Origin of the sequence: Flavobacterium restrictum (assembly GCF_007097245.1) — a bacterium.
GTDB lineage: Bacteria > Bacteroidota > Bacteroidia > Flavobacteriales > Flavobacteriaceae > Flavobacterium > Flavobacterium restrictum.
The window spans coordinates 61,083-79,422 of the sequence record NZ_VJZT01000001.1; the positions used below are offsets into that span (position 1 = coordinate 61,083).

At 37.2% G+C, this 18,340-nt stretch carries 15 protein-coding genes and 1 tRNA gene; 6 read left to right on the forward strand and 10 right to left on the reverse strand.

Annotation, left to right across the window (positions count from 1 at the left end; all coding sequences use genetic code 11):
* The first annotated feature begins 88 nt into the window (after window positions 1–88).
* Complete coding sequence (gene bshB1, locus FNW21_RS00275) at window positions 89–805, forward strand: bacillithiol biosynthesis deacetylase BshB1 (protein ID WP_144254725.1); 717 nt, start codon at window positions 89–91, stop codon at window positions 803–805.
* A 75-nt stretch (window positions 806–880) separates the two neighbouring features.
* Window positions 881–954 (forward strand) — tRNA-His (locus tag FNW21_RS00280).
* A gap of 129 nt (window positions 955–1,083) precedes the next feature.
* Here the strand turns inward: FNW21_RS00280 and FNW21_RS00285 are convergent.
* The 5 genes from FNW21_RS00285 to FNW21_RS00305 all read right to left on the reverse strand — a co-directional run bounded on the left by FNW21_RS00285 (window position 1,084) and on the right by FNW21_RS00305 (window position 6,565).
* Window positions 1,084–2,100, reverse strand: coding sequence for a M28 family peptidase (locus FNW21_RS00285; protein ID WP_144254726.1), 1,017 nt, complete (start codon window positions 2,098–2,100; stop codon window positions 1,084–1,086).
* Window positions 2,101–2,130: 30 nt separating this feature from the next.
* The gene (locus tag FNW21_RS00290; protein WP_144254727.1) at window positions 2,131–2,904 is read right to left on the reverse strand and encodes a dienelactone hydrolase family protein; all 774 of its coding nucleotides are present in this window, start codon (window positions 2,902–2,904) and stop codon (window positions 2,131–2,133) included.
* A 108-nt stretch (window positions 2,905–3,012) separates the two neighbouring features.
* On the reverse strand, window positions 3,013–5,211 hold the full coding sequence (locus tag FNW21_RS00295) for a penicillin acylase family protein (RefSeq protein WP_144254728.1): 2,199 nt from the start codon (window positions 5,209–5,211) through the stop codon (window positions 3,013–3,015).
* A 1-nt stretch (window position 5,212) separates the two neighbouring features.
* Window positions 5,213–6,076, reverse strand: a complete 864-nt coding sequence (locus tag FNW21_RS00300) for a cyanophycinase (RefSeq protein ID WP_144254729.1) — start codon at window positions 6,074–6,076, stop codon at window positions 5,213–5,215.
* A gap of 36 nt (window positions 6,077–6,112) precedes the next feature.
* A complete protein-coding gene (locus FNW21_RS00305; RefSeq protein ID WP_144254730.1) occupies window positions 6,113–6,565 on the reverse strand; it encodes an Lrp/AsnC family transcriptional regulator in 453 nt (150 codons plus the stop codon).
* A gap of 239 nt (window positions 6,566–6,804) precedes the next feature.
* Between FNW21_RS00305 and rocD the strand changes: the two genes are divergently transcribed.
* The gene (gene rocD, locus FNW21_RS00310) at window positions 6,805–8,088 is read left to right on the forward strand and encodes an ornithine--oxo-acid transaminase (protein ID WP_144254731.1); all 1,284 of its coding nucleotides are present in this window, start codon (window positions 6,805–6,807) and stop codon (window positions 8,086–8,088) included.
* 402 nt (window positions 8,089–8,490) lie between these two features.
* Window positions 8,491–10,944 carry an endopeptidase La gene (gene lon / locus FNW21_RS00315; protein WP_144254732.1) on the forward strand — a complete coding sequence of 818 codons (2,454 nt, stop codon included), beginning with the start codon at window positions 8,491–8,493 and terminating at the stop codon, window positions 10,942–10,944.
* A gap of 71 nt (window positions 10,945–11,015) precedes the next feature.
* Here the strand turns inward: lon and FNW21_RS00320 are convergent, their stop codons facing one another.
* From FNW21_RS00320 to FNW21_RS00340, 4 genes are all read right to left on the reverse strand, one after another.
* Entirely contained in the window at window positions 11,016–11,588 is a 573-nt protein-coding gene (locus FNW21_RS00320) for a PhnA domain-containing protein (RefSeq protein WP_144254733.1), read from the reverse strand.
* 466 nt (window positions 11,589–12,054) lie between these two features.
* Window positions 12,055–12,510, reverse strand: a complete 456-nt coding sequence (gene coaD / locus FNW21_RS00325) for a pantetheine-phosphate adenylyltransferase (protein ID WP_144254734.1) — start codon at window positions 12,508–12,510, stop codon at window positions 12,055–12,057.
* Between the two features lie 3 nt (window positions 12,511–12,513).
* Window positions 12,514–13,092, reverse strand: coding sequence for a TMEM175 family protein (locus tag FNW21_RS00330; protein WP_144254735.1), 579 nt, complete (start codon window positions 13,090–13,092; stop codon window positions 12,514–12,516).
* 156 nt (window positions 13,093–13,248) lie between these two features.
* Window positions 13,249–14,220: a D-alanine--D-alanine ligase gene (locus FNW21_RS00340; RefSeq protein ID WP_144254736.1), complete on the reverse strand. Its 972-nt coding sequence runs from the start codon at window positions 14,218–14,220 to the stop codon at window positions 13,249–13,251.
* A 226-nt stretch (window positions 14,221–14,446) separates the two neighbouring features.
* Here FNW21_RS00340 and FNW21_RS00345 point away from each other — a divergent pair, with 226 nt between their 5' ends.
* Window positions 14,447–15,073 (forward strand): PASTA domain-containing protein, encoded by a 627-nt coding sequence (locus FNW21_RS00345; protein WP_144254737.1) that lies wholly within the window; start codon window positions 14,447–14,449, stop codon window positions 15,071–15,073.
* Window positions 15,063–16,100 carry an RluA family pseudouridine synthase gene (locus FNW21_RS00350; RefSeq protein ID WP_144254738.1) on the forward strand — a complete coding sequence of 346 codons (1,038 nt, stop codon included), beginning with the start codon at window positions 15,063–15,065 and terminating at the stop codon, window positions 16,098–16,100. Before FNW21_RS00345 ends, FNW21_RS00350 begins: the two co-directional genes overlap by 11 nt.
* 64 nt (window positions 16,101–16,164) lie before the next feature.
* Here the strand turns inward: FNW21_RS00350 and recQ are convergent, their stop codons facing one another.
* Window positions 16,165–18,267 carry a DNA helicase RecQ gene (gene recQ / locus FNW21_RS00355; protein ID WP_144254739.1) on the reverse strand — a complete coding sequence of 701 codons (2,103 nt, stop codon included), beginning with the start codon at window positions 18,265–18,267 and terminating at the stop codon, window positions 16,165–16,167.
* Window positions 18,268–18,340 lie beyond the last annotated feature (73 nt).

Sequence of the window (18,340 nt, forward strand, 5' to 3'; positions counted from 1 at the left end):
AAGAGACAAGAGGAAAGGGCAATGTGTTTCTTTAGATTTTTTAGCTTCTTTAACTTCTTTAACTTTTTAAAATAAAAAACATGAATTTATGAAATTAGATATAGTAGCTTTTGGTGCACATCCTGATGATGTAGAATTGGGATGCGGCGGAACCATTTTAAAAGAAATCTCATTGGGTAAAACGGTTGGAATTATTGATTTGACTCGGGGCGAATTAGGAACTCGGGGTTCAGCATTAATTAGAGACCAAGAAGCGGCAGCGGCAGCTAAAATTTTAGGGGTTTCGGTGCGTGAAAACTTGAATATGAGGGATGGTTTTTTTGTAAATGACGAAGCGCATCAACTGGAAATTATTAAAATGATTCGGAAATACCGACCCGATATTGTGTTGTGTAACGCCATTGATGATCGGCATATTGATCATGCCAAAGGCAGTTCGTTGGTCTCTGATGCTTGTTTTTTATCCGGTTTGATGAAGATAGAAACCCAACTCGATGGGCAATTGCAAGCCGCTTGGCGTCCAAAATTAGTTTACCATTACATGCAATGGAAAAACATAGAACCCGATTTTGTTGTCGACATTACAGGCTTCTCTGAAACAAAAATTAAAGCAATAGTAGCGTATGGATCGCAGTTTTATGATCCAAATTCTAATGAGCCAGAATCGCCTATAACGAGCAAAAACTTCCTAGAAAGCCTAAATTATCGGTCTAGAGATTTAGGTCGATTAGCAGGAGTAGAATACGCCGAAGGTTTTACGGTAGAGAGGTATTTGGCAGTCAATAGTTTAGGGGATTTGATGTAAATTTGATGTAAATTTTTCAAAAAAACCTTTGGTAAAGCAAACAATTATTCTATCTTTGCCACCGCTAAGCAAATGGTGGTTGTAGCTCAGCTGGTTAGAGCATCGGTTTGTGGTACCGAGGGTCGCCGGTTCGAACCCGGTCATCCACCCAAAAGGCAAAAGCCTCGAAGAAATTCGAGGCTTTTTTTGTGGAGTAAATTCAAATTGTAAGATATTATTATACCACAAGAGCTTTGAATTTCTTCAAAGCTCTCGTGGTTTTACATGCAATACAGTTGTTATTGGATGGGTTTGTCTACAATAGGTCTATTTTCTCTATTGGCCAACTCCCAAGCCATTACAAAGGCAAGTTGTGCTCTTTTTGCCAAAGCGTCAAATTCTATTTTAGCTACTTCATCTGTTTTTTGGTGGTAATCTGCATGTACTCCGTTGAATAAAAATACTGATGGAATGCCGTTTTTACCAAAATTGTAATGATCAGAACGCTCATAAAAATGATTTGGATCAGTAAGCGCGTTGAACTTGAAATCTAAATCCAAATGAATGTATTTTTCGTTTGCCGCAATTGTAATAGTATTCAAATCGGTCGATAGGCGGTCGGCTCCTATTACATAAACGTAATTATTGGTGTCAGGATGGTCAAAATCGCGTCGGCCAATCATATCAATGTTTATGTCGGTAATGGTATTTGCAGGCGGAAATAAAGGGTTTTCCGAGTAGAAACGGGAACCATGCAAACCATGTTCTTCGCCAGTAACATGGAGAAATAGAATAGATCGTTTTGGGCCGTGTCCTTCTTTTTTGGCACTTGCAAATGCTTTTGCGATTGCCACTAGCGCAACCGTGCCAGAACCATCGTCATCTGCACCATTGTATACTTCGCCATCTTTGACTCCAACATGGTCGTAATGAGCCGAAATTACGAGGACTTCGTTAGGTTTTTCGGAACCTTCGATGTAGGCCCAGATATTTTCGGAATCGCCTAGATTTTCATGGTAATTGGCATTCAAATAAGCGGCTGGAATGGCTTGGTAATAACTCGTAGCCCCTTTTGGGAAAGGAATTTTATTTTTTTGATATTGACTTATAAGGTATGCTCCAGCTTTTTTTTGGCCTACAGATCCCGTTTCGCGACCTTGCATTTCATCAGAAGCAACAATTGTAAGGTACTCTTTTAACTCTTCGGGAGTGATGGTTTTGGTATATTTTGTTGGTTCTATTGGTGCGTCACTTGGCTTTTGTGAGGAACAAGAAATAGTGGTAGCTAGTATAAAAAAAGCGATGATTTTTTTCATTATAAAAAATACTTTTGGGTAAATGAATGGTTATTTATTAAAAACTTCGTTCAAAAAAAGTTTTAAATGTTCAAAGGAACGCTTGGCTGCTTTTTCGTTATACGCTGCGCCTTTTGAATTGTCTGTTCCAGCTTCTGGGTTGGTAAAGGAATGTACGGCATTGGCATAATAAATCATTTGCCAATCGGCTTTTGTGTCCCGCATTTCTTGTTGGAAAGTGGTAATTTCTGCGGCAGATTCATACGGATCATCGGCACCGTGGCAAACTAAAACTTTGGTAGTAATAGGTTCTATAGGTCGTGTAGCGTCTTTAGCCAAACCTCCATGAAACGAAACTACGCCTTTAAGATTTAAGTGTCCTCGTGCGGATTCTAGTGCGCCAGTTCCTCCAAAACAGTAGCCTATGACTACAATATTATCAGGATTTGCACCAGATTGTATTAATTGGTCTAATGCCAATTGAATTCGTTTTTGGTACTCTTTGTAATCGTTTTTGTAAAAACCAGCCATTTTGCCTGCTTCGGCATTGTCTTTTGGGTAATTTCCTTCGCCATAAATATCGGCAACGAAAGTATAATAGCCCAAATTTGCCAATTCTTGGGCAGTATCTTTAGCTAGTTTGTCAATTCCTCGCCAAGCTGGAAGAATTAAAACACCCGGTTTTTGAGCATTTTTCTTGACTGGTTTGACTGTGAAACCATTCAAAATTTGATTTTCATCTTTGTAGGTTACTGCTTTTAATTGTCCAAACGAAAATGGAGCTGATACTAAAAAAGCTAGAATGAAGTAGTGTATTTTTTTCATAGTACTGTTATTTTTTTACAAATATCAACATTATTTTGTTATAAAAAGTATTCACAAATGTTAACATTCTAATTGAAATTCCTAATTTTTCAAAGAATTTAAACCAAGTTATTCTCCTGGATGATAGGTTTTTTCGGCATTTTTTTGAACATCTTCTTTATAAAAAAGAACGTCTTTGAATTCTCCTTTTTGATACATTTCGGCTTGGTCGTTAAAGTGTTTTGATTTAGGATCACCGCTGTTTCCGCCAGCTAAAATGGATTTAGCTTTGATTTTGTTGCCAAATTCTACGGCACATACAAAACTGTTTCCGTTATACCCATAGCGTTTTTGGGTATTGTTTTGATATACACTTTTAAATGCGGGCAAGCAACCCCAAAGAGCCGATGCTGTTCCTATAGCCAAACTGGGTTTTGCATCATCATAAACAAGGTCAATTTTACCGTCAATTCGCTGGAATCTATTGAGGTCGCCCCACGGAATTTGCCAAGTGCCAAATTTAGATTTCAATTCCTGAACTACTTCGAGTAATTGCGGAAGTACTTGAGCAGCAGTTGCGTTTTTGGCAAATTGTTTGGTGTTTTCGACTTGATCTTTTTCGCCTTCGTCGATATATATTTTTTGAATAATAGGGTCTAATTTATACGCCCATTCGTTTGCTAATGTCGTGGCTATAGAATTTGCATTGGCATAAAAATTCCAATTTTTTAACACAGCAATTGGTGCCGCTAGATCTTGGTATGTGGTGTCGTTGGGATTATAGGCGGTTTCATAAATTGAAAATAAAGCTGGAAGTAATACCTCAAAAGCCGAAAGTCTAGTATTGTAACCCGCCGTTATGAGTTGGTCTAAAGTGTATTTCTTGTTTTCACTAAAAATCCGAACGGCATTTATACCTCTAAAATTTTCGCCATCGGGTGCCATGTATGCGGGATAATTTTCTTTCTTGGGACTGTTCGCACCTGCTACCGAAAACGGGGTCGAATTGCAGTTTTGCAACCAACCATTGCTAGGATTGTAAAAATGTACGGTTGCTGACACCTCGTGTAAACCTTTCCATTCTGTTGCTGGAGTTGTTCCATCAACTACTTTTCCCCAGTCGAAATTAGGATTTCTTATGGGTATAAAATTCCCATGCCAGTAGGCTATATTCCCTTTGTTATCCGCATAAACGGTATTGTTGGAGCTGTTGGCTTTTAAATCCATGGCTTTTTTGTAGGCTTCAAAATCATTTGATTTGGTTCTAATCCAGCTTTGCACCAAGCTTTTCATATCCCGATTATTGGACTTAAGGCTAATCCATTTTCCATCTCTTTGCGCCATAATGGGGCCATGATGGGTGTAATAGGTTTTAATTTTTTTGGTTGCCATTTTTCCGTTTTCTAGGTAATTGAGTGTAATTATTTTCTCTTTTACGGGCAGCAGTTTTTTGTTGTATTCGTAATAAAAATGATTGTTTTTAGTGCTTATTTTTTCGGCATACATATCGGCAACATCGGTATTGGAGGAGGTGTGCATCCAGCCGCAATAGTCATTAAATCCTTGGTAAATAAAAAATTGTCCCCAGGTTACGGCACCATAAGCATGCAATCCTTCTTCGCTAGTGATTTGGATTTCGGGTCTAAAATAGAACGTGGTGTGTGGATTTATATATAGTAAGGCATTCCCCGAAACTGATTTTGAGGGCGCAATTGCAAATCCGTTGGAGCCCGTTTGTATGTTTTTCTCCCTTTCTGTGTAAGCCACTTTATCTGAATTACCCGAATAAAATGTTTTTAATTCCCCCGTAGAAAGATTTGCGGTGCTTATGGCACCAATGCTTCCATCCGTCCAAAGCAACGGAAACCAAGGTTCAAAATGGGTAATCAATAACGGATGCACTTCGGGATGTTTGTACAAGTAAAAGTTAATGGCATTGGCGTAACTATCTAGTAATTTTTTGAGCCAAGGAGCGGATTTTTTATAGTCTTTTTGCGCTTCTTCGGCATCAATTAAAAGGCGTGTTTCGAGATCATTATATAAAACGGATTCTCCTTTTATTTCAGCTAAACGTCCTAATTTGTCAATATAATTCCTTTCGATTCGATTAAAATCGTCTTCACATTGGGCATAAAGCATTCCAAATACGGCGTCGGCATCAGTTTTTCCGTAGACGTGCGCAATGCCCCAATTGTCCCGAATTATGGTTACTTGTTGGGCTAGTTTTTCGATTTGGAGTTGCTTTTTAGTGTTCTTTTTTTGTGAAAAAAGAGCAACACTTATCAAACTAAAAAACACCAATACGTGAATACTTTTGCGTTTTCTCATGCTATTGTACCTTAAATTTTTGACCCGCATTGTAAATACTCATTTCGAGACTTTTGATCGAAATTAAATTATTTTTGGATTTTTGAACTCCTTTTGGATTTTTCATGACAATGACTTCGCTTTCGCCAGCCACCTCAATTTGATTGCCACGAACAATGATTGCGGTACTTTCGTCAATGCCAATTCCAGTAAGGTTTGGGAATTCAACCAAAGCCGATAGTAATCGATTGTAACGACTTCTTTTTAAGAAATGTTGGTCTATGATGGCTGTTTTTATCAATCCTAAACCTTCGGTAGTTTCTAGGTTGTCGTACCTAATGTTGTCAAAAGTTCCCGTGTATTTTTTTTCGAGTTTTTGATTGCCCGTAATCATTTTTTCGGACATGACGGCAGCACCAGCGCTAGTTCCTGCAATGGTACTTCCGTTTTGATATGCTGTGTGAATAGCGGTATAAATGGGCGTATTTTTGACCACATTCATAAATCGGGTTTGGTCGCCTCCGCTAATGTAAATGAGTTTTGCTTTTTGCAAAGAATCTGTTAGCACTTTATTTGTAGCCAAATTTTTATCGAAATTGAGCATTACAATAGGGTGCGAAGTGAGTTTTTCGAGTTGTGTTTTAAAAAAAATATACGCACTATCCGGTTGCTCACTCGACATGGGGAGCAGTACAATAAAGTCTTTTGGTTTGAGATCAGCTACTTGAAGCAATTGCGTCATTAGCGCATCAGATCGGTTTCCGCCACCTATTATAAAGAGATTTCCTTTTGGATTTTGTGCTTGAATGCTAGCACAAAAAATTAAAAAAAGGAAAATAAAACTGGTTTTGAACTGCTTTTTTTTAGAAAATAGTACTGCATTCATTGGTATATTTTTAGATAATTAAAAGGCTAGAAGTGGTTACAAAGTGACATTTCGTTTGAAGGCACAGCCCAATTCAATGATAGAATCAGTTTTGGCAATACCAGGAATAGTATCTATTTTTTCGTAAAGTAGTTTTCGCATGTGCTCGTGGTCTTTGGCAATCATTTTTATGTAAAGTGTAAAAGAACCAGTTATAAAATAGCATTCGGTAATTTCAGGTATTTCTTTCAAAGCTTCGATTATACGTTGGGAATCGTGGTCTTTGGTCAACGTAATTCCTGTGAAAGCACCCCAATCGTAGCCTATTTTTTTTTCGTTTATGATGGGTTTTATTCCCGTAATAATGCCTTGTTCCAGTAGCCTATTAATACGCTGATGTACCATAGTATTCGATATTTTTAAGCTAGTAGCAATAGCCGAAAATGCCATTCTTCCGTCCTTTTCTAATTTTTTAATAATTTTGATATCGAATTCGTCTAATACTTCCATTTGTGGTGTTTTTAAGTTAAAATCACTTTTTTTATAGCTATAAAAGTAATTATTTTTTTTTTGATATCAAATTTAGCCGTTTTAAAGGTAATCTTAAAAAAATAATATGACTTATTTTTAAATAAAAAAGTAAATTATTCATTAATTAATCAATAAATTAAGTCAAAATTACTATTATTTGTTGTAAAAATACTTTTTTTAATTACTTTTGTATTTGAATCTTACTAAATGCTATCCTTATGACACCAACAACAGCCTCACTTTCTTCAAAATCAGAAAATTTAATTGCCAAAGAGAACCACTATGGTGCGCATAATTACCATCCGCTGCCTGTTGTTTTAGAAAAGGGAGAAGGAGTATATGTTTGGGATGTTGACGGCAAGCAATATTTTGATTTTTTATCGGCTTATTCGGCCGTGAATCAAGGACATTGTCACCCAAAAATAGTTGGTGCTATGATGCAACAAGCGCAGCGATTGACTTTGACTTCGCGTGCTTTCCATAACGATCAATTGGGTGTTTATGAGGAATATGTAACTAACTATTTTGGCTTTGATAAAGTGCTACCCATGAATACAGGAGCAGAGGCGGTTGAAACTGCCTTGAAACTTTGCAGGAAATGGGCGTATGAGGTAAAAGGAATCCCCGAAAATCAAGCACAAATCATCGTTTGTGAGAATAATTTTCACGGACGAACTACCACTATTATCTCTTTCTCAAATGACGAAAGTGCTCGCAAGAGTTTTGGTCCATTTACTGCTGGATTTATAAAAATACCCTATGACGATGTTGAAGCTCTCGAAACGGTTTTGAAATCGAATAGCAATATTGCAGGTTTTCTTGTAGAGCCTATTCAAGGCGAAGCCGGAGTTTATGTTCCCGCCGAAGGTTATTTGGCCAAAGCCAAAGCACTTTGCGAAGCACATAACGCCTTGTTCATTGCTGATGAAGTTCAAACAGGTATTGCTAGAACGGGCCGATTATTAGCGACTTGCGGCAATTGTTCGTGTCAAAACGGTTGTGAAAACAACCCAGAAGTTAAAGCAGATATTTTGATTCTTGGCAAAGCAATTTCGGGAGGTGTATATCCCGTATCGGCAGTTTTGGCTAATAATCACATTATGAATGTAATTAAACCAGGGCAACACGGTTCGACTTTTGGAGGAAATCCTATTGCTGCCGCTGTTGCAATTGCAGCTCTTGAAGTTGTAAAAGAAGAGAATTTAGCGGCAAATGCGGAACGTTTAGGCATTTTGTTGCGCAACGGATTGAACGAAATTGCAACTCGAAATAATTTGATAACACTCGTTCGTGGCAAAGGATTATTGAATGCTATTGTAATTAATTGTGATGAGGATTCGGATTTAGCTTGGCAAATTTGTTTGCGTTTTCGAGATTATGGATTGTTAGCGAAGCCTACACATGGCAACAAAATTCGTTTAGCACCACCATTGGTCATCACCGAAACTCAAATTCAAGACTGTCTAGTAATTATTGAACGTGCGTTGAATGATTTTATTTAATTTTTGAATTGTTCTCATAATTCGTTTTTATCACAATACTTTAAACGAATGTTTTTGAACGTCGAATAAGTTCTTTTTAATTTAATTTCAGAGGATAGTTTTTACTAGCTTCTGAAATTTTTTTTTAATGAGATGTTTGGTTTTAAATAGCATTTTATTTTTCTAAAAAAAAAGCTTTCGGTATCTTTTTCATCCTTTTTTGGTCGCTTTTAAAAAGGAAATCCCAATTTCGATTTTTTGCTAAAGCAAACACTCTTTTTATGGCATAAAGATTGATTTTATGACAAGAATTCCTTTGATAGGCTTGTCTTACTAATTGATTTTCAGTTTAATAAAGCTAATAAAACACTAACTTTGTTTGCAATGTTTTTACATTTAATGACAAAATGACTTAATTACTATATGTCAAATCACAAAATACTCACTATTGACAATCTGTCACTTCAAGAATTTGATTCTGAAGCCGAATTAATACCACTTTTAACCCCCGAAGATGAGGAGGAAATGAACAACGAGGAATTGCCGGATTCGTTGCCTATTTTGCCTTTGCGAAATACGGTTTTGTTTCCTGGTGTTGTCATTCCAATTTCGGCAGGAAGAGACAAATCGATTAAGTTAATCAATGATGCCAATGCCGCTGGACGTGTAATAGGAGTGGTGTCACAAATCAACGAGGAAGACGAAGATCCTACAAAAGATGACATTCATAAAGTAGGAACTGTAGCTAGAATTCTGCGTGTTTTGAAAATGCCAGACGGCAATATTACCGTTATTTTGCAAGGAAAAAAGCGTTTTGAAATTGATCAAGTACTCACGGAACAGCCTTATATTACTGCAAAAGTAAAAGAAGTTGCAGAAAAAAGACCTGCGCACCACGACACGGAATTTTCGGCAATTATTGATTCTTTGAAAGAGTTGGCGATTAAAATTATTCATGAAAGTCCTAATATTCCTTCGGAAGCTACTTTTGCCATAAAAAACATCGAAAGCACCTCGTTTTTGGTGAATTTTGTTTCATCTAATATGAATTTATCGGTTAAGGAAAAACAAGATTTATTGGCTATCAATGGTTTGAAAGAACGCGCTCTGGAAACGCTTCGTTTTATGAATGTTGAGCTTCAAAAATTGGAATTGAAAAACGATATCCAGTCCAAAGTTCGCTTTGATTTAGACCAGCAACAACGTGAATATTTTTTGCATCAGCAAATAAAAACCATTCAAGAGGAATTGGGTGGCGCGTCTCACGAGGAGGAAATTGATGAGATGAAGCAAAAAGCGCAACTCAAGAAATGGGATGAAAAAACCAAAATTCATTTCGAAAAAGAGTTGTCCAAAATGCGAAGAATGAATCCGCAAGCACCTGATTTTGGGATGCAACGCAATTATTTAGAGCTATTTTTAGAATTGCCATGGGGCGAATATTCTAAAGATAATTTTGATTTGAAACACGCACAAAAAGTTTTAGATAAAGATCATTTTGGTTTAGAAGAAGTAAAAAAACGAATGATTGAGCATCTTGCGGTACTTAAATTACGAAACGATATGAAATCGCCCATCATTTGTTTAACAGGCCCTCCAGGGGTTGGTAAAACCTCTATTGGTAGATCTGTAGCAGAAGCTTTGGGTCGTGAATATGTACGTATTTCCCTTGGTGGTTTGCGTGACGAAGCCGAAATTCGGGGACATCGAAAAACCTATATTGGCGCCATGCCAGGTCGTATTATTCAGAGTTTGAAAAAAGCAGGCACCTCAAATCCCGTTTTTGTTTTAGACGAAATCGATAAGTTATCCAGTAGCAATAGCGGAGATCCTTCTTCGGCATTATTGGAGGTTTTAGATCCAGAGCAAAACAATGCTTTTTATGACAATTTCCTAGAAATGGGTTACGATTTGTCTAAAGTAATGTTTATTGCCACGTCTAATAATATGGCGGCGATTCAACCAGCATTGATTGATAGAATGGAAGTTATTAAAATGTCTGGTTACACCATTGAAGAAAAAGTAGAAATTGCTAGAAAGCATTTGTTTTCGAAACAATTAAAAGCACACGGATTGACTGCCAAGGATTTGACCATTGGCAAAAAACAATTGGAGAAAATTGTAGAAGGCTATACCCGAGAATCAGGAGTTCGTGGACTTGAAAATAAGATTGCACAAGTGATTCGAAATGCGGCCAAATCGGTAGCGATGGAGGAGGAGTACAACAAAAAAGTAACCGATGAAGATATTATAAAAGTATTGGGCGTTCCAAGATTAGAGCGAGATAAATACGAGAGTAATGATGTAGCAGGTGTGGTAACAGGATTGGCGTGGACGAGTGTTGGTGGTGATATTTTGTTTATAGAATCGTTGATTTCTCCAGGAAAAGGAGCGATGACCATCACGGGGAATCTAGGAACGGTTATGAAAGAATCGGCAACTATAGCCCTAGAATACATCAAAGCCAATACAGAATTGTTGGGATTAAATTCCGAATTACTTTCTAAATACAACATTCACCTTCACGTTCCAGAAGGTGCTACGCCCAAGGATGGACCCAGTGCAGGAATTGCCATGTTGACATCATTAGTCTCCTTATTGACTCAAAAGCGAGTGAAGAAAAACCTTGCCATGACGGGTGAAATCACTTTACGAGGCAAAGTTTTGCCTGTGGGCGGTATTAAAGAAAAGATTTTGGCAGCCAAAAGAGCCAATATCAAAGAGATTATTTTATGTCACGAAAACAAAAGCGACATCGATGAAATCAAAGCCGAATACCTTGAAGGATTGACTTTTCATTACGTAAAAGAAATGAGCGAAGTTTTGAAATTAGCCATTACGGATCAGAAAGTTAAAAACGCAAAGGATTTAAAATAATTTTAGATCATTTCGAAATAAAAAAAAGGGCTAATTTTTTAAAATTAGCCCTTTGTCATTTATAAGTATGCTTATATTTTTTTCACGTATTGTGTAATAATTACAATTTGTTGCCCGTCGACTTTTCCTTCAATATATTCGGCATTTTCGTGGTCTAAACGAATATTACGCACCGAAGTTCCTTGTTTTGCCACCATACTAGATCCTTTTACTTTTAAATCTTTGATCAAAACTACGGAATCTCCGTGGGTCAAAATTACTCCATTTACATCACGATGAATGATTTTGTTCTCGTCATCTTCGCCTTCGCCTGTGGCTTGTGCCCATGCTAGGGTATCTTTGTCAAGATACATTTGTTCTAATAATTCTTGTGGCCAACCATTTTTGCGAAGGCGACTCAACATTCGCCAAGCAACTACTTGCACTGCTGTATGCTCGCTCCACATACTGTCGTTTAGGCATCTCCAGTGGTTTAGGTCTTCATTACCTGCGTTTTCTATTTGGTCAATACAGGTGGCACAAGCCAAAATGTTTTCGTCTAATCCTCCTTTTTGAGTTGGTAATACGGCGTATACTTTTAGGTTTTCGGTAGCAGCACAAAGTTCACATTGGGAACCGCTACGCTTATTTAATTGTCTTTCCATGACTTATTTTTTTTTTGGCAAAAATACAGCTAATAAATGCTATGACCAAGTTTATATTATTTTTAAAAAATTTTGACTCTATTCTTGAAATATAGTGGTTTTTCTATTTTGATACTAGTGCAGTTTTTTGTTACTGTATTTATAAGAATCGTTCCTATAGAACTGTATGAATATCGACATTTATTTACCCCGAACTATAGTTCGGGGCTACAACAGGAATCGTTCCTACGGAACTTCCCATAGGCTCGGGAAATAGTGTAAGTGATAGAGTTTATTTCGTACTTATTTAATGATTGTTTAAAAAGGTACGTAGGAACGACCAATAATTACCAGTAATTTGATACGTGAAATAATTTTAGAATACATTTCGGTTAATAAATTCTGCTTTACAATAGCGTGTAAATTTTTGAAATAACGTGGGTTCTATTTTCAAAATAGTGTCAAAAAAAACCTGAAAACCAAATAATTAGCGAATTCTTACCGCATCAGGAACCAGCATTTTATATTCTCCGTGATTGCGAATGACATCTCGCACAATGCTTGAACTGATGTACGAAGTTTTGGCAGCGGTTAATAAAAATACGGTTTCAATTTTAGACAAACGCCTGTTGGTGTGGGCAATCGCTTTTTCAAATTCAAAATCGGCGGGATTACGCAATCCTCTTAAAATAAAATTGGCTTTTACTTTTTTGCACAAATCAATTGTTAATCCTTCGTATGTAATTACGGAAACTTTGGGTTCGTTTTTGAAGGTTTCTTCAATGAAATTTTTTCGTTCTTCGAGTGAAAACATGTATTTTTTTTCGGCATTCACCCCAATGGCAATAATGATTTCGTCAAATAACGGAATGGCTCTGTTGATAATGTCTTCATGTCCTAGGGTAATGGGGTCGAAGGAACCGGGGAATATGGCTTTTCTCATTTTTTAGATTGTATGGATTTGATTTTCAATTCTTTTATCGGGAATAATCCAGATTAAGGCAACACTGATATAAAGGATTCCCGAGATAATGGGCGAAAAAAAGGCGAGTGGAATTGCCAAAATATAGCAAACTAACGATATTTTTCCTTTTTTATCGTTCTTGATAGCTTGGTATAAAACGGATTCTTTGCCTTCTAGTTTTATAATTTTATTTTGAAGCATTAGGTACGAAAGTGCACACATTAATAATATAAATCCATAAGTGGCAATAGGAATTGTAGCAAATGACTGGCTTCCAATCCAGTTTGTTGCAAAAGGAATTAAAGACAACCAAAATAAAAGTATAGTATTGAACCAGAGTACAGAACCATCTATTTTTTTGACTACTTGAAACATGTGATGGTGATTGTTCCAGTAAATTCCAACATAAATAAAACTCAATACATAGCTTAAGAAAATAGGAATCAAAGGTTTCAACGATTCAAAACTATCCGCTTCGGGGGCTTTTATTTCTAAAATCATTATAGTAATTATAATGGCTAATACACCATCACTAAAGGCTTCAATTCTACTTTTATTCATTTTTTTAGGTTTGTTCAATGAAATTTTTCGTTCTTCGAGTGAAAACATGTTTTTTTTTCGGCATTGACACTAATGTCAATAATGATTTCGTCAAATAACGGAATGGCTCTGTTAATAATGTCTTTACCTTGCAGGAGTATTTTAAAGCAATTGTTTTTATAAAAGTGCTAACTCAATAGCATTAGTAAACAAATCTTCTAGAGAAATTCCGGCGGCTTTGGCTTGTTGCGGAATGAGACTTTCGGTGGTTAAACCGGGAATGGTATTCATTTCGAGCATGTGAGGCTCTTCGTTTACAATGATAAATTCACTTCTAGAAAATCCTTTCATTTTTAGCACTTCGTAGGCACGTTTGGCAATTTCGCCCACTTTTTGGGTCATTTCGTCCGAGATTCTAGCGGGTGTAATTTCTTGTGACTTCCCGTGGTATTTGGCTTCGTAATCAAAGAAATCATTTTCGGAGACAATTTCCGTGATGGGTAAAACGGTTACGATTCCTTTATAATTAATGACTCCAACCGAAACTTCGGTACCATCAAGGAAACTTTCAATGATGATTTCGTTGTCCTCTTTGTAGGCAATTTCAATAGCAATAGGCAATTCTACGGCAGCTTTTACTTTGGAAATTCCAAAGCTTGAACCTGCTTTATTGGGTTTTACAAAACAAGGCAAACCTACTTTGTTGACAATTGCGTTGGTATCTATACTATCGCCTTTGTTGAGATAATAGGAAGTAGCGGTTTTTATTCCGTAGGGTTTGAGTACCGAAAGTAAATCGCGCTTATTGAAGGTTAAGGCAGCTTGGTAATAGTCGCAAGCAGTTTGGGGTAAGTTTATTAATTCGAAATAAGCTTGCATCAATCCGTCCTCGCCGGGTGTCCCATGAATGGCGTTGAAGACACAATCGAATGTTATTTTGTTGTCGTTTACAACTACCGAAAAATCGTTTTTATCCACGGGAAATTCCGTGTCATTGGCGTCAACATATACCCATTTTTCCTTAAAAATATGAATTCGGAATGCGTTGTATTTGGTTTTATCTAGAAATTGGTAGACTACGTTTCCGCTTATTAGCGATATTTTGTATTCGCTGGAATAGCCTCCCATGATGATGGCAATGTTTTTCATTGTAACGATTTAAGGTTTTATAGTTCTTTTATTGAAAATCTAAACGGGTCTTGAAAACGGATGCTCTAGCCCCGATAGCAGTGGAAATCCTTTTTATCAGCCTTTTTTGGCTGGTAAAAAGATTGCAACGAATAGCGGGAAATAGCTCCGAAAAAGCATTAAACAAAATTATCATTTTTTTTGAAACGAAATAGCTTTATCTTTGTGGCATCTAAAAATAATTTTTATGAGTTTACGGAAGTATCTTACTAGTCGGGTGTTTTTTGGTCAAGTGCTTATTGCCTTGGCGATAATTGCAGTTTTAGGTTATTTGTTTATGCACTGGTTGACTTTTACGACGGATCATGGTAATGAAGTTGTGGTTCCTGATTTGAGTAAACTGACCGAGGAGCAAGTGGAGGACAAATTGGACGCCTTGGATTTAGATTATGTGCTTTTGGACAGTGTAGATTTTAGAGGTGATTATCCTAAATTTAGCGTAGTTGAGCAAGATCCGTTGCCGGGAATGCACGTAAAAGTGGGTCGGAAGGTATATATTAAAATTAATGCTTCCGGATTTTCATCGGTTCGAGTTCCTGATTTAATTGAAAAAACATATCGTGAGGCGGTTCCTACCTTGAAAGCGTTAGGACTTCAAGAAGGTGTGATTACGTATATTCCTAATTTAGGGAAGGATATGGTTCTCGAGATGCGTTACAAAGGCAGAAACTTAAAAGTAGGCGATAGGGTTTTGAAATCCTCCAAAATTGATTTGGTTTTAGGAGATGGAAAAGCGAGTTATGAAGATGAAGGTGCTGTGGATAGTCTAGCAACACCACCGCCAACAGTTGAAACACCAGTAAATGAACAATAATACCGATAGTTTAGATTTAGAAGAAGAATTGTTTGAACATTTTAGATTTGAAGTTCCCAAAGGGCAGGCCTCTTTGCGAATTGATAAATATTTGATGAGCTTGATTCAAAATGCAACCCGAAACAAAATTCAAAATGCTGCGACCGAAGGTAATATTTTTGTAAATGATGCTATTGTAAAGTCCAATTATAAAGTAAAAGCATTTGATGTGGTTCGGGTAATGCTCTCGCATCCACCATTTGAAAATCATATTATTCCCGAAGATATTCCGCTCAATATTGTTTATGAAGATGACGCTTTGTTGTTGATTAACAAAGAACCTGGCATGGTAGTACATCCTGGACATGGCAATTATACAGGGACTTTGGTTCATGCTTTGGCACATCATTTTGATAATTTGCCCATGAATAGCAGTGAGCGTCCTGGATTGGTGCATCGCATTGATAAAGACACGTCTGGTTTGCTTGTAATTGCCAAAACTGAAGCTGCTATGACCCATTTAGCCAAACAATTTGAAGCCAAAACATCGGAGCGGGAATACATTGCTTTGGTTTGGGGAAATGTTGCTAACGATCAAGGTACGATCGAGGGCAACTTGGCAAGACATCTCAAAGACCGCATGCAAATGGCCGTTTTTGCTGATCCCGAAATAGGAAAACCAGCAATAACACATTATAAAGTTTTGGAACGTTTTGGGTATGTAACCTTGATTTCCTGCCAACTTGAAACAGGGCGAACGCACCAAATCCGTGCTCACATGAAGCATTTAGGACATCCGTTGTTCAATGATGAGCGCTATGGTGGCCATTTGATTTTGAAAGGAACTACGTTTACTAAATACAAGCAGTTTATAGAAAACTGTTTCAAAACGTTACCACGACAAGCCCTGCACGCCAAAACACTTGGTTTTGTTCATCCTACGACTGGCGAAATGATGCGTTTTGATACCGAATTCCCACAAGATTTACAGGATTGTATTGAAAAATGGCGTAACTATTCGAAATCACACACTGCTGACGAGGAATAAACAGTGCTACTAAAACAAAAAAAGCACGCTGTAGGCGTGCTTTTTTAGGTACTATGAATGCGGATTAGTTGTTGTCCTTTTCTATTATGGCTAATGCCAATCGGATTTTTTCGTAAGGCATTTTTTCTTCAAAAAATTCAAAGTAAGGTTTTAAGGCCGTTGGCGATTCTAGTTTTTCTTTGGCTTGAGCGATTTGAGCAATTTCTTCTTTGGAAATAAAAGGAGCCAAATCAATGGCAACTCCGTCTAGATACAGCTTTGCTAAATGGGACATAATGGTGCTTATACCGAGTGCGCGTTGCTTGGAAATTTCTTCGACTGATATCCCTTTTTGGTACATTTCTAACGTTTCTGTATAGGTATTTCCGTTTTTTTTAGGTTGTGTTTTATTTTTATGAAAATCGATAATGGCTTTTATAAACGCATCGCCATATTTTTCTAATTTTACTTTTCCCACACCGTCAATGGCGAGTAATTCTGGCTCGCTCATAGGTCTTTCGGTTTCCATTTGGCGCAAAGCCGCATCACTAAAAATTACATACGCAGGAACATCCTCTTCTTTTGCAATTTCGGAGCGCAATTTCCGAAGGGTTTCAAAAAGGGAATTAACGATTGTTTTGGATTTTGTTTCTTTCGTTTCAGTTTTGCCAAAACTCATTTTTTGAACGGTATTTAAGCTTACTTTTTCGCCTTCAAAAAGTACTTTTTTGGCAAAAGCGGTTAATCGGATTTTATTTTGCTGATGAAAAGCGATTTCGCAATAGCCTAAATTGATCAATTGGATTAGATATTGGTTCCAATCGTACCACGAAATATCGTGCCCTACGCCATAGGTTTTTAGATTTTGATATTCTTTTTCGAAAATAGCTGCATTTTTGGATCCTCGCAAAAAGTCAATGATTACGGGCAATGGTTCGTTTTCTTTCACCCTAATGATGGCTGATAATGCTTTTTGAGCAATAACAGTTCCATCAAAAAAAGCAGGTGGATTTTTGCAAATGTCACAATTACCACAATTTTCGGGTACAAGTTCTCCAAAATACGACAACAGTATTTTTCGTCTACAGCTCAAAGCATCTGCATATTGCTTCATGCGCTCTAATTTTGCCAGTTGCACCTCGGCATTTAATCCTTGCGAAGCGAACTTTTGGAGCTGAATCATGTCGCCGTAGCTTTCAAAAAGCACGGTTTCTGACGGTAATCCGTCGCGACCTGCACGACCAATTTCTTGATAATAACCTTCTATATTTTTGGGTAAATTGTAGTGTACAACCCAGCGAACATTCGATTTGTCAATTCCCATTCCAAACGCAATGGTAGCGCAAACCACTTGGCAATCATCATTAATAAATTCGTCTTGGGTTTGGGAACGCATTTTAGAATCTAAACCAGCGTGATAAGCTTTGGCATTAATTCCTGTTTTTTGTAATTTCTCGGCTAATTCTTCGGTGGTTTTTCGGCTTAAGCAGTATACAATTCCCGATTCGTTGGGTTTGTCTTTGATAAAATCAATGATTTGCTTGACTCTGTCCAAAGCTGGACGCACCTCCAAACTTAAATTAGGTCTGTCAAAAGAAGCGATAAAAACTATTGGATTTTTTAAATTTAATTGTTCGCTAATGTCTTGACGAGTCGCTTTATCTGCGGTTGCCGTTAAAGCTAAAACTGGAGTAGTAGGAAAGCGATTTTTTAAATAGCCTAAATTGGTGTAAGCTGGACGGAAGTCGTGTCCCCAAGCCGAAATACAATGCGCTTCATCTATGGCGATAAGGCTAATGGTCAATTGGTTAAAGGTGTTTTCGAGGTAGGATAAGCTTTCCGGAGCGATGTAAATCAATTTGATAGCATTCGATTGTAAGCTTTCAATGTAAAATTGTTGTTCCTCACTGGATTGACTGCTGTTGATAAAACAGGCAGGAATACCGTTTGCTTTTAAGCTATCGACTTGGTCTTTCATCAATGCGATTAGTGGAGAAATAACAATGGTAATGCCGGGTAAAACCAAAGCTGGAAGTTGAAAACAAATTGATTTTCCGCCTCCAGTAGGCATAATGGCTAGTGTGTCTTGACCGGAAAGAATGCTGTTTATTATTTCTTCTTGATTGGGTCTGAATTTTTCGAAACCGAAATTCTCCTTAAGTTTGGCGTGTAAAAGTGGTGTTGTCATTTTGGCGTGTATTTTTTTGAAAGATAAAAGTAATAAAAAAAGGAACTCGTTTTAGGAGTTCCTTTTATAAATG